We start from the raw sequence: 24,980 nt of genomic DNA on the forward strand, positions 1-24,980 counted from the left end.
CTGGGTCAGGCGGCCCGCAGCGGCTGCAACGAGGCAATGACGCGACGACGCAACGACGCAACGACGCAACGACGCAACGACCGAGTTTCACGGGAAACGCCGAGTGGCACCCTAGTCGCCGTCGGGCCGTCTACTCGTCCTGAGATACGGATGCGCTCCGTCCTCGCCACGCCACTGACAACAGTACGTTTCACGGGGAACCCAGCGTGACCCTTCGCGACAGCAAAGCGATAAGGCGTTGCTGACCCAAACCCGCCGGCCCGGAGGCGGGGCTTTCAGCGCACCCGCGCCTGACGTTCCACGGGAAACAAGGGAACCGACGATCGCCCGACGGCTCGCCGGCGCGGGGGACCATCCACATTCACCCAAGCAATGTCGCCACCTTGCCTCGGCACCCCTCACCGACGGGCACTATCCACAACATCATGCACATCGGTGGAAAAGGCAGAAGGGCGCCGCGGACTGCAAGAGGGAGACCGCGGCCCGCGGTACCGCACATGCTCACCGGCGCGCCTGTCCGGGCCGGGGGGGGGGTAAGGATCGAGGCGATGGCGCGTTATTCTGACATGCAGAGCCCCTCGCGTCAGCTCCCTGCGGACCATCCCCGGCAGACCGTCTACTTCCGGGCGCAGCAAGAGACTCGCCCGTGGTCGGGGCCCTCCCGACACCAGGCCGAGCCCAGCTGGCACGGGCGCCCTCTGGCTTCACTAGGGGCAGCTACTTGTCCGAGGCGCTCATCGCGGATACGACGCCCCGCCCCCGGCCACGGGCAGCGACCATGCACAAGGGGGCCGGCATCACTGCCGACCCCCTCCATGCATTAGTCCAGCGGATTCAGCTCTCGGGCTGGTCCTCCGAGTCCGCGTGCCCGCCTGCTCCGGCTCCGATGTTCTCGACCAGACGTTCCAGGTCATCGAGGTTGGTGAACTCGAGCGTGATCTTGCCCTTGCGCTTGCCGACGTCGATTCGCACCTGGGTCTCCAGGCGGTTCGACAGTCGGCTGGTCAGATCGACCACGTGCGGGTCGTACGTGCTGCGGCGGGGCGTGCGGGTGGTCGCCTGCTGCTGCCCGCCACGGGCCACCAAGCGTTCCACGGCACGAACGGAGAGCCCTTCACTGACGATTCGCTGCGCCAGCTCCTCCATCAGTGAGGGGTCGTCCAGCGACAGGAGCGCGCGGGCGTGACCGGCGCTCAGCGCCCCGCTGGCGAGCCGTCGCTGCACGAGGGCGGGCAGGCGCAACAGACGCATCGTGTTGGTGATCTGAGGCCGTGAGCGACCGATACGCTCGCCGAGCTCATCCTGGGTGCATCCGAAGTCCTCGAGGAGCTGCTGGTAGGCATTGGCCTCTTCCAGCGGATTCAGCTGCGTGCGGTGAAGGTTCTCCAGGAGCGCGTCCCGCAGGAGATCGTCATCGCTGGTCTCCCGGATGATCGCGGGGATAGAGGTGAGTCCCGCACGCTGAGCGGCGCGCCAGCGCCGCTCACCCATGACGAGTTCGAACGACTCCCCATCCTCCGTGACCGGAATCGGGCGCACTACCACGGGCTGGAGGACGCCGACCTCGCGCAACGAGTACGCCAGCTCATCCAGCTCGTCATCGTCGAACATCGTGCGGGGGTTGCGCGGGTTCTCCCGGATCTCGTGGATCGGGACCTCCGCGAACTCCGCACCGGGCACGCTGAGCAGACCCTGACGGTCCTCCTCCGCCGACGGCCCCTGCGCCGCTTCCGGTTCAGCGCCCTCGGCGGCCGGCTCCACGCTGCTCTCGCGCCGCGTCTCCGCGGAGTCGCCCTCCCCGCCATCCCGGCCTCCGGGCGCGCCGTCCTGGCTCTCGCGGACGTCCTCCGGTGATTCCGGCGCGGTCCCATCGACCGCCCCGGCCCCATCGGTGTCGGTGTCGGCGTGCGTGACCGGCGAAGTCCCCGCCGAGGAGCCGGCAGCCGACTCCTGGCCCGCGGCAGCCTCGGCAGCCTGCGCAGGAGTCAGCTCCACGGCCTCGACGTCGACCACGGGGCTGTCTTCAGCGGTCGTGGAACGACCCGGGGCGGGTCCCGGGGAAGCGCTTGCCGCTGCCGGGTCCGCTTCCTTCGCCGTCGCAGGAGCAGTGGCCGTACCGCTGGCGGCGGCGCTGGCGGAGGAGCCGCGGGAGCGCATCGAAGTGCTCCCGGTGGAGGCTTTCCGGCTCGATGTCGTGCGGGCGGACGAGCCCGTGCCGCCAGCAGTGCCACGAGATGACGCCGACGAGCTCTCCGTGCTGCTGTCCGCGCTCTGCGCGGCAGACTCCTTGTCGGCGACAGTCTCCTTGTCGGCGGCAGGCTTCTTGGCAGCGGCGGGCTTCTTGGCGGCGACCGGCTTCTTGCCGGCGGTGGTCTTCTTGCCGGCAGCGGGCTTCCTGCCGCCGCTCGATGTCGAGCCGGATGCCGTACCGGCCGTGCTCGCAGCACCGTCGGGAGCCTGGTCGGCCTGGTCGGACTGCCCGGCGGCCGGGGCTCGCGACGTCGACCGCTTCGCGGCGGAAGCTCCCCGGGAGCCGGCGGAGCGGGATGACGATGTCGACCCTCGGCCGCGGCGCTCGGCAGCGGCGCGCGCCATCGCGTCGGCCAGGTCCTGGCGATCGGCCCGCTCACGCGCGGGGCGGTTCTCGTCGTCCGACGCCTTCTCGCCGGAGAAGAACATGTCCACCGGGCGCTCACTGGCCCCCTGGTCCTCGGCCTCCGACGGCGGGCGCGTGCGAGTACGAAGCTCCTGCTCAGGTGCGGGTGTGGCGCCCGCTCCCGGGATCAGGGCGCCGAGTCCGCGACCCAGTCCTCGCTTCTGCGTCATGGCCGTTGTCCTTCCGGAAAATGTCGTCCACCGTGGGTGGGACCAGGAACGCTCGCGGTCTCACCGCGGCGTCGTTCCGAGGTCGGTGTCATGGAGCGGGGCGAATGGTCAGTTCGTGCGCCGCTGCTCGATACGCGAGAGCGCCGCTGGAACCCGGATCGTACGTCAGCACCGTCTGGCCGTAGCTCGGCGCCTCGGAGATCCGCACGGAACGCGGGATCGTCGTCTCCAGGGTCTGCTCCGGGAAGTGGTCCCGGACGTCCTGGGCGACCTGTGCGGCGAGCCGGGTTCGGGCGTCGTACATGGTCAGCATGATCGAGGAGACCACCAGCTCGGGGTTCAGGTGCTGGCGGATCAGATCGATGTTGTTCAGCAGCAGCGTCAGGCCCTCGAGCGCGTAGTACTCGGCCTGGATGGGGATCAGCACTTCGCGGGCCGCGACCAGCGCATTCACGGTCAGCAGGCCCAGCGAGGGCGGGCAGTCGATCAGCACGTAATCCAGCCGGGGCAGGCCCTGCTCCTCCCGGAAGGCCAGATAGTCCCGGATGGCGTTGCGCAGCCGGTTCTCACGGGCCACCAGAGCGACCAGTTCGATCTCGGCGCCGGAGAGGTTGATCGTCGCCGGGGCGCAGTGGAGGCCGGCCATGTCCGGGACGTCCTGGACCACGTCCTGCATCGCCGCCGACTCCACCAGCACCTCGTACATGCTGGGCACCTCGGCGTGGTGCTCGATGTTCAGAGCGGTCGAGGTATTGCCCTGCGGGTCGGAGTCGATGACCAGCACCTGCAGGCCGCCCATGGACAGAGCCGCCGCCAGATTCACGGCGGTCGACGTCTTGCCGACGCCGCCCTTCTGGTTGGCAATGGTGATCACGCGCGTGCTCGCCGGCGCCTCGAACTCGAGGCCCTCGAGCTCCTTGCGGCGAGCGTGATCCCGGGCGAGCTCGCGCATCAGCGGAGTGTCCTCCATCGGCCCACGGCCCGGAGAGGAATCTTCGCGCTGGTCAGCCACGTGGATCTCCCTTCCTGCTCGCCGGCACCCGGCGACGCACTTGGACCACTGTAGTGGGAACCTCGACCTCACCGACCCCGTACTGGGAGATCTGGGCATCGGTGCCGCCGAGCCGGCGCAGCACCTTCTGGGCGGCGTCCAGCTCGTCGGCGGCCGAACTGCCCTTCATCGCCAGCAGCTGGCCGCCCTCGCCGACCAGCGGCAGCGTCCAGCGTGCGAGCTTGTCCAGGGCGGCGACCGCCCGGGCGGTGACGACGTCGAAGCTGCGCGCACCGTGCAGATCCTCCGCGCGGGCGCGCACGACCTCCAGCCCCAGGCCGAGCTCCGCCTCGATCTCCTCGAGCCACGTCGCCCGGCGCTGCATGGTCTCGATGAGCGTGACCCTCACTCCCGGCCGCGCGATCGCAAGCACCACACCGGGCAGTCCCGCACCGGATCCGACGTCGGCCAGCGTCGAGGCGTCGGGGTCGATCGCGTCGGCCATCAGCGCACAGTTGAGGATGTGCCGCTCCCACAGCCGCTCCACCTCGCGCGGGCCGATGAGTCCGCGTTCGGGGCCCTGCTCGGCGAGCATGCCGGTGAAGCGCTCCGCCAGCTCGAGACGGTCCGCGAACAGACGCTCGGCCGACGGGCGCAGCGAGTCGGGCAGGGACAGCATCGGGCGCCTCAGGATCCGGGGTAGATCACGACATGGCGGCTCTTGCCGTCCCCGTCGGACTCCGACCGCAGGCCCTCGCGCTTGGCGACGTCGTGGACGACCTTGCGCTCGAACGGGTTCATCGGTCGCATCGGGACCGGGGCACCGGTCTCCTTCGCCTCGGCGGCCGCCTGGGCGGCGAGGGCCTCGAGGCTGTCCTTGTGCTCGGCGCGGAAGCCGCCGATGTCGAGCATGAGCCGGGAGCGGTTGCCGGTGCGGGTCTGCACGGCCAGCCGCGCGAGCTCCTGCAAAGCGTCGAGCACCTCGCCCTTGGGCCGGTTCACCTTCTCCAGCTGGTGGGCGCCGCGGATCTCGACCGAGGCGCGATCCCCGTCCACGTCGATGTCGATGTCGCCATCGAGATCGGCGATGTCCAGCAGCTCCTCGAGGTAGTCGGCGGCGATATCGCCCTCCTCCTCGAGCCGGCGCAGCCGCTCCTGGGAGGACTCCGTCGGATCGGCCTCGTCCTCCCCGCCGTCCTCCAGGTCGCCGGAGGCACCACGGTCCTCCTCGTCGGCCGACTCGGCAGGTCGGGCCACCTCGGGGCCGGACTGCCCGGCATGCCCGGACTCAGCGGCGGGCTCCGGGGCGGACCGGGCAGAGGCCTCGGACGCGGCGGACTGCTCGGGCGCGGTCACCGGCTGGTCGTCGGCCTCGCCGGCGGTCGGGACATCAGGCGTGGTGTCGTTCATTCGGTCCTCCGAGGAATGCTGGGATGAATCGGGTGCGCTCCCGGGAGCGTCCGTGCTCCCGGGGTGCGAGGTCACTTCTTGCGCTTGGACTTCTTCTTCGCCCTCTTGTTCAGCGGGGACGTCGACGGGGGCGGCGTCGGGGTCTCGCCGGCCGCCTCCTGGGCCTTGCGCCGCTCCTCGGCGGCCTTCGCACGGGCCGCGCGGGCGCGCTCGAGCTTCTCCTGGTCAGTGAGCTTCTTGCCGCCGCGGTTCTTGCTCACCGGCTGCACGCGGATCTGCGGATCGGGCTCGGGTTCGCTGACCTTCTTGGGCGGGGTGAAGTCGAGCGGCTCGAGGCCCTTGCGCTCGCGCTTGGCGTTGATGCGCGACTGGCGCTCCTTCTCCGCGTCCGATCCCGGGGTGGGGGTGGCGCGGATGACGATGTACTGCTGGCCGAAGGTCCACACGTTGGTGGTCAGCCAGTAGATGAGCACACCGATCGGCATGCCCGGCCCCGTGATCACGTAGATGAACGGGAGCATGTACAGCATCATCTTCTGCGTGTTCGCCATGGGGCCCTCGAGGGCCGCCTTCGGCATGTTCTTCATGGTCAGTTCCTTCTGGGTGAAGAAGGTGACTGCACACATGCACGCGATGATGATGGCGGCGACGATCCGGGTGGTCATGCCACCCTCGCCCGCGTTGAGGAACGAATCGGCGATGGTGACGTCGCCGAAGATGGTGGAGTTGCTGGCACTGCGAGCCAGGTCCGAGGTCAGCGGTCCGAAGCGTTCACCGTCGGCCGCATCGGGGAGCTTGACGTAGAGCACACGGAAGAGGCCGAAGAAGATCGGCATCTGCAGCAGCATCGGCAGGCACGAGGAGAACGGGCTGGCGCCGGCATCCTTGTACAGCGCCATCGTCTCCTCCGCCATCTTCTGGCGGGAGGCCTGGTCCGTCTTGCCCTTGTACTTCTTCTGGACCTCTTTGAGCTCGGGCGAGACCATCTGCATCGCGCGCGAGGCCCGGATCTGCCGGACGAACAGCGGGATGATCAGGGTGCGCACCACGGCCGTGAGGCCGACGATCGACAGCACCCACGTGATGCCGGAGTCCGGTTCCATGAACGTGGACAGCAGCGCATGGAACTGCACCATGAGCCATGCGACGGCCCACTCGATGGGAAACAGGGGGTTCATCGGCCTGGTCTTCCTGCCGCCCGGATGCGCATGACGTTCATACGAGGTGACGGCTGTGGTCGGGAGTCTTGGACAAGGGTAGGCCCTAGCGGGCCGGGTGCCGCAGTCGGCGTGGATTCCTCCACATGCCCGGTGCAGGCACCGGATCGGGACCGCCGCGGGTGAGCGGGTTGCAGCGCACGATCCGCCCGATGGTCAGCAGCGTCCCCTTGAGCGCGCCGTGCACGCGCAGGGCGTCCATGCCGTACTGCGAGCACACCGGGTCGTACCGGCAGGCGGGCGGCGTGTACGGGGAGATGCCGACCTGGTAGGCACGCACCAGCAGTGCGAGAACCCGGCGCGGGAGCCGCAGCACCGCCCGCAGCGCGCCGTGCGAGGCGTTGCCCCGGTTGCGCCCTCGAGCCCGGTTGGCCTGGTGCATCGTCATCGCGCCGCCTCCCGACGACGCTCGAGCTTGCGCGCGGCCGAGCCCAGCGCGGCGACGACGTCGGCCTCGAGCGCGGCGAAGGGCTGCTGCTCGATGCCCGGCAGCGCCCGCATCACCGCCGCCGATCCGGGAGGCAAGCGGTCGAGGTGGGCACGGGCGATCTCCCGCAGCCGGCGGGTGACCCGGTTCCGCACGACGGCGTTGCCGATCTTCTTGGACACGACGAATCCCACGCGGGGTGCGTCCCCCTCCTGCGAGAGCAGGCTGAGGTGCACGACCACGTGGGATCGGGCGCTGCGCACGCCACCCCGGGTGACGGCGCGGAATTCGTCGCCGGTGCGGAGCCGGTGACTAGACCAGTTCACAGAGCCATGGTGCTGCGGGTCCGGTCACGGCGGCCCTCCGCCTCACGCGGAGAGGTCGGCGCGGCCCTTGGCGCGGCGGGCGTTCAGGATGGCGCGGCCGGCGCGGGTGCGCATGCGGGCGCGGAAGCCGTGCTTCTTGGCACGACGGCGGATGTTCGGCTGGAACGTGCGCTTGCTCATCGGTTCTCCTCGATCGTGGGCACGAACATGCCCCTCGCGGTGGTCTGAGGTCTGCTGCGACCGGTCTGCCCGGGCGCACCCGCCGTGACGGGGCGGCTGCCGAGAGACCGAACGACACCGCCGGAACCGGAGGCCGCATGGGGGCGGCCCGGGACCGTGTCGGGGACGGCGCGCAGCGCTGACTGCACGATGTTAGGCGCGGCGGACCGGGGGGTCAACGGCTGAGACGCCGTGACCGCCGGTTGTGGCCGGATTCTCACTGCGAGCGCCGGCTCACGCCACCGCGGGCCGAGACCGACCCGGCAGCCGGGAGAGAGACCTCACGGGTGAGCTGTCCACAGCCGGGATCCACAATACAGGGGCTACTGTGGAAAACTACCCGGACCGCTGATCGCCCCTATGGAGAACCTGATGCCTGACGCGAACGTCGACGCGATCTGGGAACGCACCCTGCAGACACTGCGCCGTGACGACACCGTGTCCCAGCGCGTGATCGCCCTGCTGACCCTGTCCCGTCTGATGGCCGTGGTGGCGGACACCGCCCTGCTCGCGGCGCCGTCGACCTCGGCGAAAGAGCTGTTCGAGCACCGGATCGCCGGGTCCCTCAAGGCTGCTCTCAGCGAGGCCACCGGCCGCGACATCCGCTTCGCCGTGACCGTCGACGAGTCGCTGCTGCTCGAGGAGGACACCGACGAGCCCGCGCCCTCGGCCGACGCGACCTCGGCTTCTACCGCCTCCGGTGCACATCCTGTGGACGGAGATGTGGACACGTCCCTGCCGGATGTCCACCAGTTCCACAGCGGTGACGACACCAGCGGCCCCTTCCGGCGCGACGAGGGATCCGTGCTGCCCTCGGGGGACCAGACCGGTCGCCCCGCGCTTCCCAGCAGCGCCTCGGCGGGCTCCGCCGGCACCGATTCCGACGCCGACCCGTTCTCCCCCCGGTTCTCCTCGACCCGCTTCACGTCGACGGGGTCCTACACCGGCAGCGCGGCCGATGATCCCAGCGCCTACGCGGGACTCTCAGCGCTGACCGGGTCCTCGGCGCCGTCCCCGGGCCCGGCCCCGCGTCGCCCGTCGGCGCCGGCCGCCGGCGAGCCCACGCTCGGCGAGGATTCGCGCCTGAACGGCAAGTACACCTTCGAGACGTTCGTCATCGGGTCCTCGAACCGCTTCGCACAGGCCGCCGCCTCGGCGGTCTCGGAGACCCCGGCAAAGGCGTACAACCCGCTGTTCATCTACGGCGGCTCCGGCCTGGGCAAGACCCACCTGCTGCACGCCGTCGGCCACTACGCCCAGAGCCTGTACCCGGACATCGTGGTGCGCTACGTGAACTCCGAGGAGTTCACCAACGACTTCATCAACTCCGTGCAGTCCGGCCAGTTCGGCAAGGCCCAGGAGTTCCAGCGCCGCTACCGCGACATCGACATCCTGCTCATCGACGACATCCAGTTCCTCCAGCGTGCCCCGGAGACGATGGAAGCCTTCTTCCACACGTTCAACACGCTGTACAACACCGACAAGCAGATCGTGATCACCTCCGATCTGCCGCCGAAGGAGCTCGGAGGCTTCGAGAACCGCATGCGGTCACGGTTCGAGATGGGGCTGATGACCGACGTGCAGCCGCCCGACCTCGAGACCCGCATCGCGATCCTCCGCAAGAAGGTCGCCCAGGAGAACACCGGCGAGGTCCCGCACGAGGTGCTCGAGTACATCGCCTCGCACATCGCCACCAACATCCGCGAGCTGGAGGGGGCTCTGATCCGCGTCCAGGCGCTGCACTCGCTCTCGCGGCAGCCGATGGACGTCACGCTCGCCGAGAGCGTGCTGAAGGATCTGCTCTCCCACGACGACGGCGCCCAGATCACGGCGTCGACGATCATCGCCCAGACCGCGACCTACTTCGGCCTCTCGGTCGACGAGATCGTCGGCACCGGCCGCTCCCGCCGGCTGGTCTCGGCCCGGCAGATCGGCATGTACCTGTGCCGCGAGCTGACGGACATGCCGCTGATCCGCATCGGGGAGGAGTTCGGCGGGCGGGACCACACCACCGTCATGCACGCGAACAAGAAGATCAGCGAGCTGATGAAGGAACGCCGGGCGATCTTCAACCAGGTCACAGAGCTGACTGCGCGTATCAAGAGCTCCAGCTCCTCGACCCGGGCGTGAGGCTCGCGGGGCCTGTGGTCCCGAGAAACCGACGGCGCTGGGGACGATGCTGTGGACAGTGACCGGCCCCTGACGGGTGTCTGAAGAACATTCCTGGTCAGCGCCAGCTTCTCCCCAATTGTGGACAACTCTGTGGACGGTGTGGAGTGATCGGCATCTGCGCAGGAGCCGATGTGAACGGCTGAATGACAAAAATGCCGTGCACGCAAGGGTGCATGCACAACCGATGCACGTTGCGATGACGCCGATCCCCGGCTGGTCCACGTGACCGTCATACGGGCTCACCTGCGACGATGGTGGTTGTCCACGAAGTACACAGCCGTGAAGAAGAGGACTGTAGTTCTTTGCTCGACGGGGATGTGGATGCGCGGGTGTCGGAAGCGCCGACGACGGGGCCGATGACGCGGTGGCCCATGACAGGTGATCGACGCGCGATGGCGGGACGGCTGTCAAGGATCCTGGACGGTGTGTCGGCGAGAGGTCCGCGAAACCGATACGCTGTGCTCCGTTCGATCAAGTTCTGGCATTCGACCACTGCGAAGGAGTGGCAACGGTGAAGTTCCACCTCGACCGCGGCGTCCTCGGCGACGCCGTCTCCTGGGCCACCCGAACCCTCCCCGTCCGGCCGGCGATGCCGATCCTGCAGGGCGTGCGCATCGTCGCCGATGCCAGCGGCGAACTGCAGCTGTCCACGTTCGACTACGAGGTCAGCGCCCAGATCCGACTCGATGCCGAGGTCGAGCAGCCCGGCGAGGTCCTGGTCCAGGGCCGGATGCTCTCCGACATCGTCCGGGCACTGCCGAACAAGGACGTCTCCATCGCGCTCGAGGGCACCAAGCTCCAGGTCCGCTGCGGCAGCGCCCGCTTCGCCCTGGCCACGCTCCCGGTCGAGGAGTACCCGCAGCTGCCGTCGATGCCGCCCGTGGCCGGGTCCGTCGCGGCCGACGTGTTCTCCGAGGCCATCAGCCAGGTCACCGTCGCCGCCTCGAAGGACGACACCCTCCCGCTGCTGACCGGCGTGAAGGTCGAGATCACCGGCGAGACCATGACCCTGATGGCCACCGACCGCTACCGCCTGGCGATGCGCGAGCTCACCTGGACGCCCACCACGCCCGGCGCCGAGCAGACCGCCCTGGTGCGCGGCCGCACCCTCCACGAGGTCGCCCGCTCGATGTCCACCGGCGGCAGCGTCGACATCGCTCTGGCCGAGGACGCCTCGGCGAACCTCATCGGGTTCGAGGCCGGCGGCCGCCGCACGACCTCGACGCTGGTCGACGGCGAGTACCCCCCGGTGCGTCGGCTCTTCCCCGAGACCACCGCGATCACCGCGGTCGTCGCCACCGGCCCCCTGATGGAGGCCGTCAAGCGCGTCTCCCTGGTCGCCGAGCGCAACACCCCCGTGCGACTGTCCTTCACCGAGGGCCAGGTCGCCCTCGAGGCCGGCGCCGGTGACGACGCCCAGGCCAGCGAAGTCCTCGAGGCGCACCTCGAGGGCGAGGATCTCGTCGTCGGCTTCAATTCCGGGTTCCTGCTCGACGGGCTCGGCGCCCTCGGCGCGGAGTTCGCGCGGCTCGTGTTCACCGACTCCATCAAGCCCTCGGTCATGAGCGGTCAGGACTCCCTCGAAGGGACTCCCGACACCTCGTACAAGTACCTGATCATGCCGATGCGGATCTGAGGGCGGGAGTGGTCTCTCCGTGCAGCTGACCGCTCTCGACCTCACGGACTACCGCTCCTACCCGCGGCTCACCCTGCCGGTGCATCCGGGCATCACGGTGATGGTCGGCCAGAACGGCCAGGGCAAGACGAACATCGTCGAAGCCGTGTGGTACCTGGCGACCCTCTCCAGCCACCGCGTGCCGCACGACGCGGCACTGGTGCGCCGCGGGGAATCGACCGCGATCATCCGCGCCACCTTCCAGCGTGCCGGTCGCCCGCTGCAGGTCGACCTCGAGATCACCCCGGGCAGGGCGAACCGCGCCCGGCTGCAGGGCCAGAACGTCTCCCGCCTGCGCGACCTGCTCGGCGAGGTGCGGGCCGTGCTCTTCGCGCCCGAGGACCTGGGCCTGGTCAAGGCCGATCCCGAGGGCCGGCGACGCTTCCTGGACGAGCTGCTGTTCGTCATCGCCCCCCGCTACGCCTCGGTCAAGGCCGACTACGACCGTGTGCTCAAGCAGCGCAGCAACCTGCTCAAGCAGATGCGTTCCCTGCGCCGCGGCAGCAGCGCCAATCCCGTCGGCGGCCTGGACCCATCCGAGACGGCCGCCTCCACCCTCGAGGTGTGGGACCAGCAGCTCGCCCGCCTCGGCGCGGATCTGCTGCGCGCCCGGCTCCACCTGGTCAACCGCCTCCGCCCCCACCTGGGCTACTCCTACCTGCGGGTCGCCACGGACGAAGGCGCCGAAGAGGCCCTCGACCTCCCGCCCGACCAGCGTGGGGACGTCGATTCCCCGGCCGACGTCGCCTACCGCTCCACCGCACTGGACGAGCTCGGGGCCGCGCCGGGACAGCTGCCCAGCACCCGCGAGATCCACGACGTGCTGCTGGATCTGCTCGCCCGCCGCCATGACGAGGAGATCGACCGCGGCGTCACGCTCAGCGGGCCGCATCGCGACGACCTCGAGATCCGGCTGCACGACTTCCCCGCCAAGGGCTATGCCAGCCACGGCGAGTCCTGGTCCCTGGCCCTCGCCCTGCGACTGGCCTCCTACGATCTGCTGCGGCTCGAGGAGGGCGACCTCGGGGACGGTGAACCGATCCTCATCCTCGACGACGTCTTCAGCGAGCTCGACACCCGCCGCCGCGACCGCTTGGGGCGGATCGTCACCCACGCGTCGCAGGTGCTGATCACCACCGCGAACGACAGTGACATCCCCGCGTCCCTGGACGGCGAGATCCACGTCGTCGACGTCAGCCTGGGAGCGGCCGTGCCCCGCGAGGACGGGAGCCGGCCATGACCCCGCGTCCCGGCGGCGACCCAGGCAGCGACGGTCCCTCCCGGCCGCGCCTCGCCAATCCCTACGACCTCTCCACCTGGACCGGTCGCACCGACGGCGCGCGTCCCGGCCCCTCAGCCGGACAGGCACTGCCGGCTCCACCGGAGGAGTCGGGCCGCGGCTCACGGGCGACGGCCCCGAGCGGGTCGGCCCGGTCGCGCCGCGAGGGCAGCACCGGCCCGGACGCGGCCTTCGGGGCGGGCGCCCCTGGTGGTCCCGGCGACGGTGACGGCACGGTGGGCGCGGACGAGACCGAGGAGCTGTACGACCCGCCGGACCTCGCCGCCGTGGCCGACCCCTTCGAACTGGCCCGCCGCACGGTCAACCGCTCGCGGGCCGCGGCGCGGGACCGGGGCCTGTTCCCCATCTCGGCGAAGACCCAGGCACGAGATGTGCGCGACCGATCCGGCAGCGCGCCCGGCTACTCGGGCTCCCGGCCGGACCCCCGGGACCCCCAGAGCATCGAGACCGTGCTGCGCAAAGTGCTGGGGAACCTGGGCTGGAACGCGGGGATGAGCGCCGGGCGCGTGCTGGAGGAATGGGACGACATCGTGGGCGAACGGATCAGCACCCACTGCCGCCCCGTCAGCTTCGAGGACGGCGTGCTCGTGGTCAGCGCCTCCTCCTCCGCCTGGGCATCCCAGCTGCGGATGCTCTCACCCCAGCTGATCACGACCATCGAGGAGCACATCGGCGCCCACGTGATCTCCGAGCTGCGGGTCACGGGCCCGGCCGCGGCCGAGCGCAGCTGGAAGAAGGGCCGGCGCACTGTCACCTGGCGCGGACCCCGCGACACCTACGGGTGATACGCGCCTCGGCCCCGCCACGGCGGGCCACCGACTGCTAGCGTGGGCTCCGACGAGCTGGAAAGCTCGCGTGCACTGGGGTCGGTGAAATTCCGAGCCGGCGGTGACAGTCCGCGACCCGATGGCCTTCGGCCCTCGGTTGACCAGGTGGAACTCCTGGACCGACGGTCAGAGTCCGGATGGGAAGCGCACGCGACGTCGTCCTCCGGACGGCCCTGGCCGCGCACTCTCCGTGCGCTGGCAGCGGCACCCCGGAGTGACGCCGCCTCCGTGACCCCTCCCTCACTCCGGACCGCGAGCGACGCGGACCGGAGGAGAGAGCATGCTGAACACGCATGAGCGCGACGCCCTGCGCCGCGCCTTGGAGATCGCGGCGGATCCTGGCGTCCCCCTCGGCCCCAATCCCCGCGTCGGCTGCGTCCTGCTGACCCCGGACGGCACGGTCCTCGCCGAAGGCCACCACCGCGGGGCCGGCACGGCCCACGCCGAAGCCGACGCCCTCGCCGGCGCTCGCCGTGAGGGAAGGGGATCGCCGGCCGGGGCGACGGCCGTCGTCACGCTCGAGCCCTGCACCCACGTCGGCCGCACCGATCCGTGCGCGGACGCGCTGATCGCCGCCGGCATCGCCCGGGTCGTCATCGCCCGCCGGGATCCGAACCCCGTGGCCGCCGGCGGGATCGAGACGCTGCGCGCCGCAGGGATCGAGGTCGAGGACGAGGTCCCGGAGGATCTCGCGGCGCGGGCGGCCGCCCTGAACCGCGGCTGGGAGCACGGCCTGCGGCACGGCCGCCCCCTGGTCACCGCGAAGATCGCCCTCACCCTGGACGGCAAGGCTGCCGCGGCCGACGGCAGCAGCCGCTGGATCACCGGCGAGACCGCCCGGCAGGAGGTCCACCGCCTCCGCGCCACCTGCGACACCGTGCTGATCGGTACCGGCACCGCGCGCGCGGACCATCCGACCCTCACCGCCCGCCGGGGCGACGGCACGCTCCTGCCCCGGCAGCCGCACCGGGCCGTCATGGGCACCAGCGACCACCCGCCGCTGCCGGCCCTGGACGGAGCCGGCCCCGAGATCCCGCTGCGCACCCGGGATCCCTCCAGCGCCCTCACCGATCTTTTCGAGCGCGGGCAACGCCACGTGCTGCTCGAGGGCGGGCCCACTCTCACCGCCGCCTTCCTCGCCGCCGGCACGGTCGACGAACTCATCGTCCACCTCGCCCCGACCCTGCTCGGCGCCGGCCCCGCCGGGATCGGTGACCTCGGCATCACCACGATCGCCGACCGCCTCGACCTCGACCTCGTCACCACCGAGCCACTGACCTCACCCGACGGGCGCACCGACCTCCAGCTGACCCTGCGCCCCCGCACCACCCGACCCTGACCCGAAGGGAACCCACCATGTTCACAGGCCTCATCGAGGAGCTGGGGACGGTCGACGCCGTCATCCCGCCCGACCAGTCCCATCCCGACCAGCCCCGGCCCGACGGGACCGGGCCCGACCACGGCACCGTCCGGCTGCGGATCCGCTCGCCCCACGTCCTCGAGGACGTCGCCCTCGGCGACTCGATCGCCGTCAGCGGCTGCTGCCTGACCGTCGCGGACATCGACGGCGAGATCTGGACCGCCGACGTCATCCCCACCACCCTCGCCGCCACCACCCTCGCGGGTCTCAGCGCCGGCGACCGCGTGAACCTCGAGCGCTCGCTGCGCGCCGACGGGCGCCTGGGCGGGCACATCGTCCAGGGCCACGTCGACGGGGTCGGCGAGATCCTGGGCCGCGAGGAGGGCGAGGGCGGGACGCTGCTGCGCCTGAGCACCCCGGGCCTGGATCGCTACCTCGTGGAGAAGGGCTCGCTCACCGTGGACGGGGTGAGCCTCACCGTCGCCGCGCTCGAGGACGGCCTGGTCACCATCGGGCTGATCCCCGAGACCCTCGAGCGCACCACGCTTGGCCTGCGCCGCGTGGGCGACCGGGTCAACCTGGAGGTCGACGTGCTCGCGAAGTACGTCGAGAAGCTGACCGCCGGCGCACTGGCCGGAGCGGAGACCGGACGATGAGCACGCTGCGACTGGACCCGATACCCCGCGCGATCGACGACATCGCAGCCGGCCGGCCCGTGATCGTGATCGACGACGAGGACCGCGAGAACGAGGGCGACCTGATCCTCGCCGCGAGCGCCGTGACCCCGGAGCTGCTGGCCTTCGCCGTGCGGTACTCCAGCGGTCTGCTCTGCGCGCCCGTGAACGCCGCCCGGGCCGACGCCCTCGAGCTGCCGCTGATGGTCGCCTCCAACGCCGATCCGCTGCGCACCGCGTACACGGTCAGCGTCGACGCCCACGAGGGCGTCACCACCGGCATCAGCGCCGCCGACCGGGCCCGCACCCTGCAGGTGCTGGCCTCCCCGCGGTCCGGCCCCGGCGATCTGATCCGACCGGGACACGTCTTCCCCCTGCGAGCCCGCGACGGCGGCGTGCTCGAGCGGCGCGGCCACACCGAGGCCGCGGTGGACCTCACGCGCCTGGCGGGACTGCCGGACGTCGGGATGATCGTCGAACTCGTCCACGACGACGGCAGCATGATGCGCGGGCCCGCCCTGCGCGAGTTCGCCGATGAGCACGGTCTGGCCATGATCTCCATCGAGGCCCTCGTCGAGCACCGGCGGACCCACGACGCTCCGGCGTTCGCGGAGTCTCCGGAGCTGCCGGCCGCTCCCGTCCCGCAGGCGAGGCACGAGCCGCTGGAGGTCACGGCGCCGGTGGAGCTGCCGACGAGATACGGCCGGTTCCGTGCGCTCGCCGTCCGCGAGGGCTCGGCAGAGCACCTGGTCCTCGTGCGCGGCGAGGTCACCACGCCCGGGCCGGTGCTGACGCGGGTCCACTCCGAGTGCGTCACCGGGGACATCCTGGGCAGCCGGCGCTGCGACTGCGGTCCCCAGCTCGAGGAGTCGCTCGCCCGCATCGATGCCGCCGGTCGGGGGGTGCTGATCCTGCTCCGCGGCCATGAGGGCCGCGGCATCGGGCTGCTGGAGAAGCTGCGCGCCTATGCGCTCCAGGAGCACGGCCGCGACACCGTCGACGCCAACCTCGATCTCGGCCTCCCCGTCGACTCCCGATCCTTCACGATCGTCCCGCAGATCCTCGACCACCTCGGCGTCGGCGCGATCGAGCTGCTCACCCAGAACCCGGCGAAGGCCGACGCGCTGCGCGCCGGAGGCGTCGAGGTCACGGGCACGGTGGACCTCACCACCCACGCCACCCCCGAGAACCTCGCGTACCTGACCACCAAGCGCGACCGGCTGGGCCATCACCTCGTCGGCCTGCCACCGATCACCTCCGCCGGCCTCCCCCGCGAGGCCGGCACCGCACCGAACGGAGAGAGACCATGAGCGGATCCGGAAGCCCCACCGCGGAGATCCCCCACCTGCCCGGCGCCCGCGTCGCCCTCGTCGCGGCCTCCTGGCACGACCAGGTGATGGACGGTCTGATCGCCGGCGCCCTGCGCGCCTGCGCCGAGGCTCAGCTGCCCGATCCGGCCGTGCTCCGCGTCCCCGGCAGCATGGAGCTGGCCGTGGTCGCGGACCGCCTGGCCCGCACCCACGACGTCGTCGTCGCCCTCGGCGTCGTCATCCGCGGCGGGACCCCGCACTTCGACTACGTCTGCCGGGCGGCGACCGACGGACTCTCCCGGGTCAGCCTCGACCACGGGATCCCTGTGGGCTTCGGCCTCCTGACCTGCGATGATGAGCAGCAGGCGCTGGATCGTGCGGGTCTGCCCGGATCCGGTGAGGACAAGGGATACGAGGCCGCCTCGGCGGCTCTGGTCACGGCCGGAGTGCTCGGGAGGATCCCGTCGGCCGCTGGCGGGAGGAGCTGAGTAGCCGCGGGGACCGGCCGGCGCGGACGCATCGGATCCTCAGATTCGCCTGTGCCGCGCCCGGACCCCGGGCGACGTACCGGTCCCCGTCGGCCGGTCCGTCGGCGCCTTGCAGAGCCCTTCGCGCGACGCGTGGCACCGATTCTGCGTCACGTTGTCCACACGACGGAGTGGCGTAGTAGGTCCAGACGGCGTTTTCCGGTAGAATCGAGCAGGTTCGGCCGACGTCCTCCGACGTCCTCGTGGACTCATGCCGTCGGCTCGGCCGCTGTGGCCTACGGGTCCCCGTACGCGCGTGCGCGCGCGGGAGCTCCGTGGGCCGCCTGTGTGCTGAGCCGGACCCATGGGCCGCGGCGCACTGCCGAACTCCCCTCGGCGCACTCCGGGCCGAGGGACCCAGGACTGCGAGGAGCCACACCAGGTGAGCGACAGCGACCGACCCATGCCCGACCAGGACGCGCCCCAGAGCATCCCGGACCCGTCGTCCGGAACCAGCGAGGAGACCGCCGCCGCCCCGGTGCCCGGGTCCGCCGGCGAACGGGCCGCCCACGCTCCCGAGCACTACGAGGCCTCGGACATCACCGTCCTCGAGGGCCTCGAGGCGGTCCGCAAGCGCCCGGGCATGTACATCGGCTCCACCGGTGAGCGGGGCCTGCACCACATGGTCCAGGAGATCGTCGACAACTCCGTGGACGAGGCGATGGCCGGCCACGGCGACGCCATCGAGGTGACCCTGCTGGCCGACGGCGGCGTCCGCGTCGTCGACCACGCCCGCGGCATCCCCGTGGACATGCACCCCACCGAGGGGAAGCCCGCGGTGGAACTGGTGCTGACCGTGCTGCACGCCGGCGGCAAGTTCGGCGGCGGCGGCTACGCGGTCTCCGGCGGTCTGCACGGCGTGGGCTCCTCCGTGGTCAACGCCCTGTCCTCCCGGATGGAGGTGGAGATCCGCCGCCAGGGCCACGTGTGGCGCCAGGCCTACCGGCGCGGCGTCCCCGAGGGCCCGCTGGACAAGGGCGAGGAGACCGAGGAGACCGGCACCACCATCACCTTCTGGGCCGATGACGAGATCTTCGACGAGACCGTCTACGACTTCGAGACCCTGCGCAAGCGGTTCCAGCAGATGGCGTTCCTGAACAAGGGCCTGCGGATCACGTTGACCGACGAGCGCCCGTCCGAGGACGATCAGGACGGCGAGGACGACATAGTCGACGTCGAGCTGGCGGCCGAGGGCGCCGGCACGGGGACCGGGCCGCACTCGGTCACCTACCTCTACGAGCGCGGCCTGCAGGACTTCGTCGAGTTCATCAACACGGCGAAGAAGGCCGAGGTGATCCACCCCGACATCATCTCCTTCGAGTCCGAGGACACCGAGGCGCACATCTCCGTCGAGGTGGCCATGCAGTGGACGGGTGCCTACTCGGAGTCCGTGCACACCTACGCCAACACGATCAACACCCACGAGGGCGGCACCCACGAGGAGGGCTTCCGCAGCTCGCTGACCTCGATCGTGAACCGCTACGGGCGCGCACAGGGCCTGCTCAAGGAGAAGGACGCCAACCTCACCGGCGAGGACATCCGCGAGGGCCTGACCGCGGTGATCTCGGTGAAGCTGGGCGAGCCCCAGTTCGAGGGCCAGACCAAGACCAAGCTGGGCAACACCATCGCCCGCACCTTCATGGTCAAGGTGATGACCGACCAGCTCCAGGACTGGTTCGTCTCCCACCCGCAGGAGGCCAAGGCCATCGTCATGAAGGGCCAGGCGGCCGCCGCCGCCCGCGAGGCGGCCCGCAAGGCCCGCGACGCCACCCGCCGCAAGTCGCCGCTGGAGTCCGGCGGCATGCCCGGCAAGCTCAAGGACTGCGCCTCCCGCAATCCTGCGGAGTCGGAGATCTTCATCGTCGAGGGCGACTCGGCCGGCGGCTCCGCGGTCTCGGGCCGTGAGCCCTACAACCAGGCGATCCTGCCGATCCGCGGCAAGATCCTGAACGTGGAGAAGGCCCGGCTGGACCGCGCGCTCGACAACGCGGAGGTCCGCTCGCTGATCACCGCCTTCGGCACCGGCATCGGCGAGGACTTCGATGCCACCAAGCTGCGGTACCACAAGATCATCCTCATGGCCGACGCCGACGTGGACGGCCAGCACATCGTCACGCTGCTGCTGACTCTGCTGTTTAGGTACATGCGCCCGCTGATCGAGCTCGGCCACGTGTTCGTCGCCATGCCGCCGCTGTACCGCCTGAAGTGGTCCAACGCCCCGCACGAGTACGTCTTCAGCGACGACGAGCGCGACGAGCGCCTCGAGGCCGGCCGCGCCGCCGGCCGCCGGATCCCCAAGGACAACGGCATCCAGCGGTACAAGGGCCTCGGCGAGATGGACTGGAAGGAGCTCCAGACCACCACCATGGACACCAACTCGCGCACCCTGAAGCAGGTCACCGTCGACGAGGCCGCCGACGTCGACACCATCTTCTCCGTCCTGATGGGCGATGACGTCGAGTCCCGGCGCCGCTTCATCCAGGAGAACGCCAAGGACGTCCGCTTCCTCGACATCTGAGGGCTCCCCGGGGCCGCGCACGGCCCGGCCCGAGCGCCCCCGGGAACGCCCACGACCCTCGGCCCCACCCGAAAGGCCTTCCACGCCATGAGCGACACTCCGCAGGACCCCAACAGCCCTGACGAGACCACGCCCCAGGACCCCGGCACCGGGCCCGCCGACGAGGCGACCCCGGATCCCGAGGCGCCCTCGCTGCCCGGCGGCATCGTCGGCCCCTCCACCCCGGAGGGCTCCCACGAGGTCTCGCAGTCCGAGGCGGCCGATCGCACGGTCACCCTCGTCGATCCGCTGGATGAGAACGAGGTCGACCGCATCACCCAGGTCGACCTGAACCAGGAGATGCAGCACTCCTACCTCGACTACGCGATGAGCGTGATCGTCTCCCGCGCGCTGCCGGACGTGCGCGACGGCCTCAAGCCCGTCCACCGCCGCATCGTCTACGCGATGTACGACGGCGGCTACCGCCCCGACCGCTCCTTCTCGAAGTGCGCGAAGGTCGTCGGCGACGTGATGGGCAACTACCACCCCCACGGCGACAGCGCGATCTACGACGCCATGGTGCGCCTGGTCCAGCCGTGGGCGATGCGGTACCCGCTGATCCTTGGACAGGGCAACTTCGGCTCCGCGGGCGATGACGGTGCGGCCGCACCCCGGTACACCGAGTGCAAGATGGCGCCCCTGGCGATGGAGCTGGTGCGGGACATCGACCAGGACACGGTCGATACCCAGGGCAACTACGACAACACCATCGACGAGCCCGTCGTGCTCCCGGCCCGCTTCCCGAACCTGCTGGTCAACGGTTCTGCCGGGATCGCGGTGGGCATGGCCACCAACATCCCCCCGCACAACCTGCGCGAGGTCGCGGGGGCCGTCCAGTGGTACCTCAGGAACTACGAGGCCACCAAGCCCGAACTGCTCGAGGCCTGCCTCGAGCACATCAAGGGGCCCGATTTCCCCAACGGCGCCACGATCGTCGGCACCAAGGGCATCGAGGACGTCTACCGCACCGGTCGCGGCTCCATCACGCAGCGCGCCGTGGTCTCCACCGAGGAGATCAACGGCCGCATGTGCCTCGTGGTGACCGAGCTGCCGTACCAGGTCAACCCCGACAATCTCGCCCGCAAGATCGCCGAGATGGTCAAGCTGGGCAAGATCCAGGGCATCGCCGACATCACCGACGAGACCTCGGGCCGCACCGGCCAGCGCCTGGTCATCACCCTCAAGCGCGACGCGGTCGCCAAGGTGGTGCTGAACAACCTCTATAAGCACACCCAGCTGCAGGAGAACTTCTCCGCGAACATGCTGGCCCTGGCCGGCAATGTGCCCCGCACCCTGTCGATCGACTCGTTCGTCCGTGAGTGGACCAAGCACCAGATCGACGTCATCGTGCGCCGCACGCAGTACCGCCTGCGCAAGGCCGAGGAGCAGATCCACATCTACCGCGGCTACCTCCGCGCCCTGGACGCGCTGGACGAGGTCATCGCGCTGATCCGCCGGTCCCCGGACGCCGACGAGGCACGCACCGGGCTGATGGAGCTGCTGGAGATCGACGAGCTCCAGGCCAACGCGATCCTGGCGATGCAGCTGCGCCGGCTGGCCGCCCTGGAGCGCCAGAAGATCATCGAGGAGCACGACCGGCTGCAGGCCCTGATCGAGGAGTACAACGCGATCCTGGCCTCCCCGCAGCGCCAGCGCGACATCGTCTCCGAGGAACTGTCCGAGATCGTCGACAAGTACGGCGACGACCGCCGCACCCAGATCCTCCCGTTCGACACCGACATGTCGATGGAGGACCTGATCCCCGAGGAGGACGTGGTCGTCACCATCACCCGCGGCGGGTACGTCAAGCGCACCCGCGCCGACCAGTACCGCGCCCAGAAGCGCGGCGGCAAGGGGGTGCGCGGGGCCTCGCTGCGCGCGGACGACGTGGTCGAGCACTTCTTCACCACCACCACCCACCGCTGGCTGCTGTTCTTCACCAACCAGGGGCGGGTCTACCGCGCCAAGGGCTACGAGCTGCCCGAGGCCCCGCGGGACGCCAAGGGCCAGCACGTGGCGAACCTGCTCGCCTTCCAGCCCGACGAGAAGATCGCCTCGGTCCTGACGATCGATACCTACGAGGATGCCCAGTACCTGGTGCTGGCCACCCGTTCGGGGCTGGTCAAGAAGACTCCGATGCCGGCGTTCGACTCCAACCGCACCGGCGGCATCATCGCCATCAACCTCCGCGACATCGACGGCCCGGACGGGCCCGAGCCGGACCGGCTGATCGCCGCCCGCGCGGTCGACAGCGAGGACCATCTGCTGCTGGTCTCCCGCAACGGGCAGTCCGTGCGGTTCCCGGCCGGTGACGACGTGCTGCGCCCGATGGGCCGCGCCACCTCCGGCGTGACCGGCATGAAGTTCCGCCATGACGACCAGCTGCTGGCCATGGACGTCGTCCGACCCGGCCAGTACGTCGTCACCGTGACCGAGGGCGGCTACGCCAAGCGCACCAGCATCGATGAGTACCGCGTCCAGGGCCGCGGCGGCCTGGGCATCCGGGTCGCCAAGCTGCCCGACGACCGGGGCCACCTCGTCGGCGCCGCCGCCGTGGAGGAGTCCGACGAGCTGCTCGTGGTCATGGAGCGCGGCCGCGTGGTCCGCTCCCGCGTCGCCGAGGTGCCGGCCAAGGGCCGCACCACCATGGGCGTCGTCTTCGCCAAGCCCGACAAGGGCGATCAGATCCTGCTGGTCACCGCCAGCCCCGAGTCCGAGGTGGACGAGGAGCTGGCCGAGGTCGCGGAGACCCCGGACCTCGACGAGGGCGCGGCGGCAGAAGGCGGGGATGCTGTGGAGATCTCGAGCGAGGACGAGTCGCAGTCAGCTCCGGCCCCCTCCGATGATCTAGGCTCTGACGAGTCCGACCGGTCGCCCTCCGGCGGCGACGACACGATCGAGGAGTGATCCGTGAGCACGAGTGACTCGAGGACTGCCTCCACGTCCCGCACGTCCTCCCCCCAGAGCGCGTCGCCGGATGCGACCTCGAAGCTCCCGGTCGTCGAGGACGGCAAGGAGACCGACGGCTCCTCCGACGAGAGGATCGGGACCGGGAAGGGCTCCGCCGCCCGGGGCGCCAGCCGCAGCCCGAAGAAGGAGACCGCGAGCTCTGCTGCGGCCTCCGCCGAGAAGCAGCGGCGCGGGCCGCGCCGCGTGCGGCTGACGCTGGCCCGGCTCGACCCGTTCTCGGTGATGAAGCTGTCCTTCCTGGTGGCGATCGCCATCGGTATCGCGACCGTGGTCGCTGTGATCCTGATGTGGAACCTGGTCGACGCCATCGGCCTGTGGACCCAGATCGATCAGCTGGGCCGTGACCTCAACGGCGGTGATCCGCTGCCGTTCATGGAGTTCTTCGAGTTCTCCAAGATGGTCAGCTACGGCACCATCGTCGCCGTGGTCAACGTCGTGATCATCACCGCGCTGGGTACGCTGCTGGCCTTCCTCTACAACCTGGTCGCCGCGCTCCTGGGCGGGCTGAAGGTCACCTTCACCGACGACTGATCCTGCACCACGCACTGGACGGGCGGGCACCTGCGGGTGCCCGCCCGTTGTGCGTCTGCGGTCAGTTCCTCCACATCGGCTGCAGGGTGGGGCCGTTCTCGATCAGCCGGATCGGCTCGCCGTGGGCCGAGAATCCGTGGCGGAGGTAGAGGGCCCGATTGGCGGGGGTGGAGGCCTCGAGGTACAGGGGCAGCCCGAGCTCCCGGGCACGGGCGATCCCGGCCTCGATCAGGGCGTGGCCCGCTCCTCGGCCCCGCTGCTCGGGAAGCACGGCCATCGAGACCAGATGCAGGTGCGGCAGGCGCGGCGTGCGGGCCGCGGTGGCCCGTTCCACGGCCCGCAGTCGCCGGGTCGCGGTCTCCTGGGCCGGGGGCTCGCCGTCCTCCGGATCCCCGTCGCTCGGGCCGGTGTCGGGGACCGGCACCCAGATGGAGACCCCGATCGGGGACTCCGCCGCGTCCAGCGCGAGGATCACCGCATCGGCCTCGAGTGCGGCGCGCAGGGAGTCGCGGAAGCTCTCGCGCAGCAGCGCATCGCGGCGGGCGGGATCGGAGAGCGCCCAGGCGGTGACGGCCTCGTCGGCGAAGGCAGTGGCGCACAGGTCGACGACGGCGTCGTACTCGTCGGCGGTGGCGGCTCGGGCGGTGATGGCTGACGTCATCGTGGGTGCTCCTCGGTCCGGTCCTGCTGGGACTGCTGGTTCTCGCGCGTTCCCCACCAGGCTCGTGGCAGCGGGTCCGGAGGGGGAGTAGTTTCGTCACAGCACCCTGTGTGACGAAAAGGGAGGCCGACGTGACGTGCTGCGAGTGCGGGAAGAGCTGGGCCGATCAGCGCAGGGCCGGGCGCCCTCGTCGGTACTGCTCCAGGTCGTGCCAGGCCCGGGCGTACCGTCGGCGTCGCGACGAGGGGCGGCTCCGCTCCGCCGCGCGACCCGCCGCAAGGCGCACCGGGCCCGACTCCGACGCAGCCGGGCAGGTCGACATCGAACGCGCGCTCGATGTCGCTGTCGCCCTGGCTGACCGGCAGGGCATCGGCGCCGTGACCTTCGCGGCCCTCGCGGGGCGGACCGGCGCGTCGATGAGCACGCTCCGGCAGCTGGTGGGCACTCGGGACCGGCTGGTGGCCCTGATGGTCCAGCGGATCGTCGCGCGCAGCAGCCGGGAGGGCCGCAGCGGGCAGGAGACTCGCCGGAAGGATCCACCGGTCGAGAGGCTGCGGGCTCTCGCGCAGGAGGAGTGGCAGCGGTACCTGGCCCATCCGTGGCTGGTGGAGGTCCTGGCCAGCACCCGCCCTCCGCTGGTGCCCGCCGTCCTGGAGGCATCCCGCGCCATGGTGGAGGCCTTCGTCGAGATGGGGTTCGACGCGGACTCGGCGCTGCGCCGGTACCTGGCGCTGAGCGGCTACATCCAGGGGATGGGCCTGCTGGTCGCGGCAGAGCGGCAGGAGGCCGGCAGCACCGGTATCGCCTACGGTGCCTGGTGGGCCGACGAGGTGCGGCGCCTGGACCGTACCGGCGTGCGGCGGGGCCATCCCTGGCTCGCTGAGCTCACGGAGGAGCCGCACGATGCCGGCGACTCGTTCGACGCCGATCGCGCGTTCCAGGAGGGCCTCGGCCCGATCCTCGACGGGCTGGCAGCCGGGGCGCCGACGGCCTGAGGGCG

The 24,980-nt window shown here is 70.7% G+C and carries 21 protein-coding genes and 1 riboswitch; of the genes, 12 read left to right on the forward strand and 9 right to left on the reverse strand.

Annotation, left to right across the window (positions count from 1 at the left end; all coding sequences use genetic code 11):
* Positions 1-834 precede the first annotated feature (834 nt).
* From ACFQRJ_RS05565 to rpmH, 8 genes are all read right to left on the reverse strand, one after another.
* A complete protein-coding gene (locus ACFQRJ_RS05565; RefSeq protein WP_377017922.1) occupies positions 835-2,826 on the reverse strand; it encodes a ParB/RepB/Spo0J family partition protein in 1,992 nt (663 codons plus the stop codon).
* A gap of 88 nt (positions 2,827-2,914) precedes the next feature.
* Positions 2,915-3,796: a ParA family protein gene (locus ACFQRJ_RS05570; RefSeq protein ID WP_377018131.1), complete on the reverse strand. Its 882-nt coding sequence runs from the start codon at positions 3,794-3,796 to the stop codon at positions 2,915-2,917.
* A 34-nt stretch (positions 3,797-3,830) separates the two neighbouring features.
* Entirely contained in the window at positions 3,831-4,496 is a 666-nt protein-coding gene (gene rsmG, locus ACFQRJ_RS05575; protein WP_377017924.1) for a 16S rRNA (guanine(527)-N(7))-methyltransferase RsmG, read from the reverse strand.
* Positions 4,497-4,504: 8 nt separating this feature from the next.
* A complete protein-coding gene (locus tag ACFQRJ_RS05580) occupies positions 4,505-5,227 on the reverse strand; it encodes a protein jag (protein ID WP_377017926.1) in 723 nt (240 codons plus the stop codon).
* A 71-nt stretch (positions 5,228-5,298) separates the two neighbouring features.
* Positions 5,299-6,405, reverse strand: coding sequence for a membrane protein insertase YidC (gene yidC / locus ACFQRJ_RS05585; protein WP_377017929.1), 1,107 nt, complete (start codon positions 6,403-6,405; stop codon positions 5,299-5,301).
* Positions 6,406-6,490: 85 nt separating this feature from the next.
* Positions 6,491-6,832, reverse strand: coding sequence for a membrane protein insertion efficiency factor YidD (yidD, locus tag ACFQRJ_RS05590; protein WP_377017931.1), 342 nt, complete (start codon positions 6,830-6,832; stop codon positions 6,491-6,493).
* Positions 6,829-7,197 carry a ribonuclease P protein component gene (gene rnpA, locus ACFQRJ_RS05595; RefSeq protein WP_377017933.1) on the reverse strand — a complete coding sequence of 123 codons (369 nt, stop codon included), beginning with the start codon at positions 7,195-7,197 and terminating at the stop codon, positions 6,829-6,831. The genes yidD and rnpA overlap by 4 nt, the downstream gene beginning before the upstream one ends.
* Before the next feature lie 42 nt (positions 7,198-7,239).
* Positions 7,240-7,377 carry a 50S ribosomal protein L34 gene (gene rpmH / locus ACFQRJ_RS05600; RefSeq protein WP_377017935.1) on the reverse strand — a complete coding sequence of 46 codons (138 nt, stop codon included), beginning with the start codon at positions 7,375-7,377 and terminating at the stop codon, positions 7,240-7,242.
* A gap of 411 nt (positions 7,378-7,788) precedes the next feature.
* On the opposite strand from rpmH, the gene dnaA reads away from it, so the two are divergent.
* The 11 genes from dnaA (at position 7,789) to ACFQRJ_RS05655 (ending at position 23,319) form a co-directional block, all read left to right on the forward strand.
* Complete coding sequence (gene dnaA, locus ACFQRJ_RS05605) at positions 7,789-9,546, forward strand: chromosomal replication initiator protein DnaA (protein WP_377017937.1); 1,758 nt, start codon at positions 7,789-7,791, stop codon at positions 9,544-9,546.
* Positions 9,547-10,099: 553 nt separating this feature from the next.
* Complete coding sequence (gene dnaN, locus ACFQRJ_RS05610; RefSeq protein WP_377017939.1) at positions 10,100-11,224, forward strand: DNA polymerase III subunit beta; 1,125 nt, start codon at positions 10,100-10,102, stop codon at positions 11,222-11,224.
* 19 nt (positions 11,225-11,243) lie between these two features.
* Positions 11,244-12,503 carry a DNA replication/repair protein RecF gene (gene recF / locus ACFQRJ_RS05615; protein WP_377017941.1) on the forward strand — a complete coding sequence of 420 codons (1,260 nt, stop codon included), beginning with the start codon at positions 11,244-11,246 and terminating at the stop codon, positions 12,501-12,503.
* On the forward strand, positions 12,500-13,348 hold the full coding sequence (locus ACFQRJ_RS05620) for a DUF721 domain-containing protein (RefSeq protein WP_377017943.1): 849 nt from the start codon (positions 12,500-12,502) through the stop codon (positions 13,346-13,348). The genes recF and ACFQRJ_RS05620 overlap by 4 nt, the downstream gene beginning before the upstream one ends.
* Positions 13,349-13,414: 66 nt before the next feature.
* Positions 13,415-13,544: riboswitch (FMN riboswitch) on the forward strand.
* A gap of 126 nt (positions 13,545-13,670) precedes the next feature.
* Complete coding sequence (gene ribD, locus ACFQRJ_RS05625; protein WP_377017945.1) at positions 13,671-14,729, forward strand: bifunctional diaminohydroxyphosphoribosylaminopyrimidine deaminase/5-amino-6-(5-phosphoribosylamino)uracil reductase RibD; 1,059 nt, start codon at positions 13,671-13,673, stop codon at positions 14,727-14,729.
* 17 nt (positions 14,730-14,746) lie between these two features.
* On the forward strand, positions 14,747-15,406 hold the full coding sequence (locus tag ACFQRJ_RS05630; RefSeq protein ID WP_377017947.1) for a riboflavin synthase: 660 nt from the start codon (positions 14,747-14,749) through the stop codon (positions 15,404-15,406).
* On the forward strand, positions 15,403-16,734 hold the full coding sequence (gene ribB, locus ACFQRJ_RS05635; protein ID WP_377017949.1) for a 3,4-dihydroxy-2-butanone-4-phosphate synthase: 1,332 nt from the start codon (positions 15,403-15,405) through the stop codon (positions 16,732-16,734). The genes ACFQRJ_RS05630 and ribB overlap by 4 nt, the downstream gene beginning before the upstream one ends.
* On the forward strand, positions 16,731-17,222 hold the full coding sequence (gene ribH / locus ACFQRJ_RS05640; protein WP_377017951.1) for a 6,7-dimethyl-8-ribityllumazine synthase: 492 nt from the start codon (positions 16,731-16,733) through the stop codon (positions 17,220-17,222). The genes ribB and ribH overlap by 4 nt, the downstream gene beginning before the upstream one ends.
* A 442-nt stretch (positions 17,223-17,664) precedes the next feature.
* Positions 17,665-19,779, forward strand: a complete 2,115-nt coding sequence (gene gyrB / locus ACFQRJ_RS05645; protein ID WP_377018132.1) for a DNA topoisomerase (ATP-hydrolyzing) subunit B — start codon at positions 17,665-17,667, stop codon at positions 19,777-19,779.
* Between the two features lie 339 nt (positions 19,780-20,118).
* Positions 20,119-22,725, forward strand: a complete 2,607-nt coding sequence (gene gyrA, locus ACFQRJ_RS05650) for a DNA gyrase subunit A (protein WP_377018133.1) — start codon at positions 20,119-20,121, stop codon at positions 22,723-22,725.
* A gap of 3 nt (positions 22,726-22,728) precedes the next feature.
* Positions 22,729-23,319: a DUF3566 domain-containing protein gene (locus ACFQRJ_RS05655; RefSeq protein WP_377017953.1), complete on the forward strand. Its 591-nt coding sequence runs from the start codon at positions 22,729-22,731 to the stop codon at positions 23,317-23,319.
* A gap of 61 nt (positions 23,320-23,380) precedes the next feature.
* Here the strand turns inward: ACFQRJ_RS05655 and ACFQRJ_RS05660 are convergent, their stop codons facing one another.
* Positions 23,381-23,980, reverse strand: a complete 600-nt coding sequence (locus ACFQRJ_RS05660) for a GNAT family N-acetyltransferase (RefSeq protein WP_377017955.1) — start codon at positions 23,978-23,980, stop codon at positions 23,381-23,383.
* Positions 23,981-24,396: 416 nt separating this feature from the next.
* Here ACFQRJ_RS05660 and ACFQRJ_RS05665 point away from each other — a divergent pair, with 416 nt between their 5' ends.
* A complete protein-coding gene (locus ACFQRJ_RS05665) occupies positions 24,397-24,975 on the forward strand; it encodes a TetR/AcrR family transcriptional regulator C-terminal domain-containing protein (RefSeq protein ID WP_377017957.1) in 579 nt (192 codons plus the stop codon).
* Positions 24,976-24,980 lie beyond the last annotated feature (5 nt).

This window comes from Brachybacterium sp. GCM10030252 (genome assembly GCF_042666535.1).
In the GTDB taxonomy this organism is placed as follows: Bacteria; Actinomycetota; Actinomycetes; order Actinomycetales; family Dermabacteraceae; genus Brachybacterium.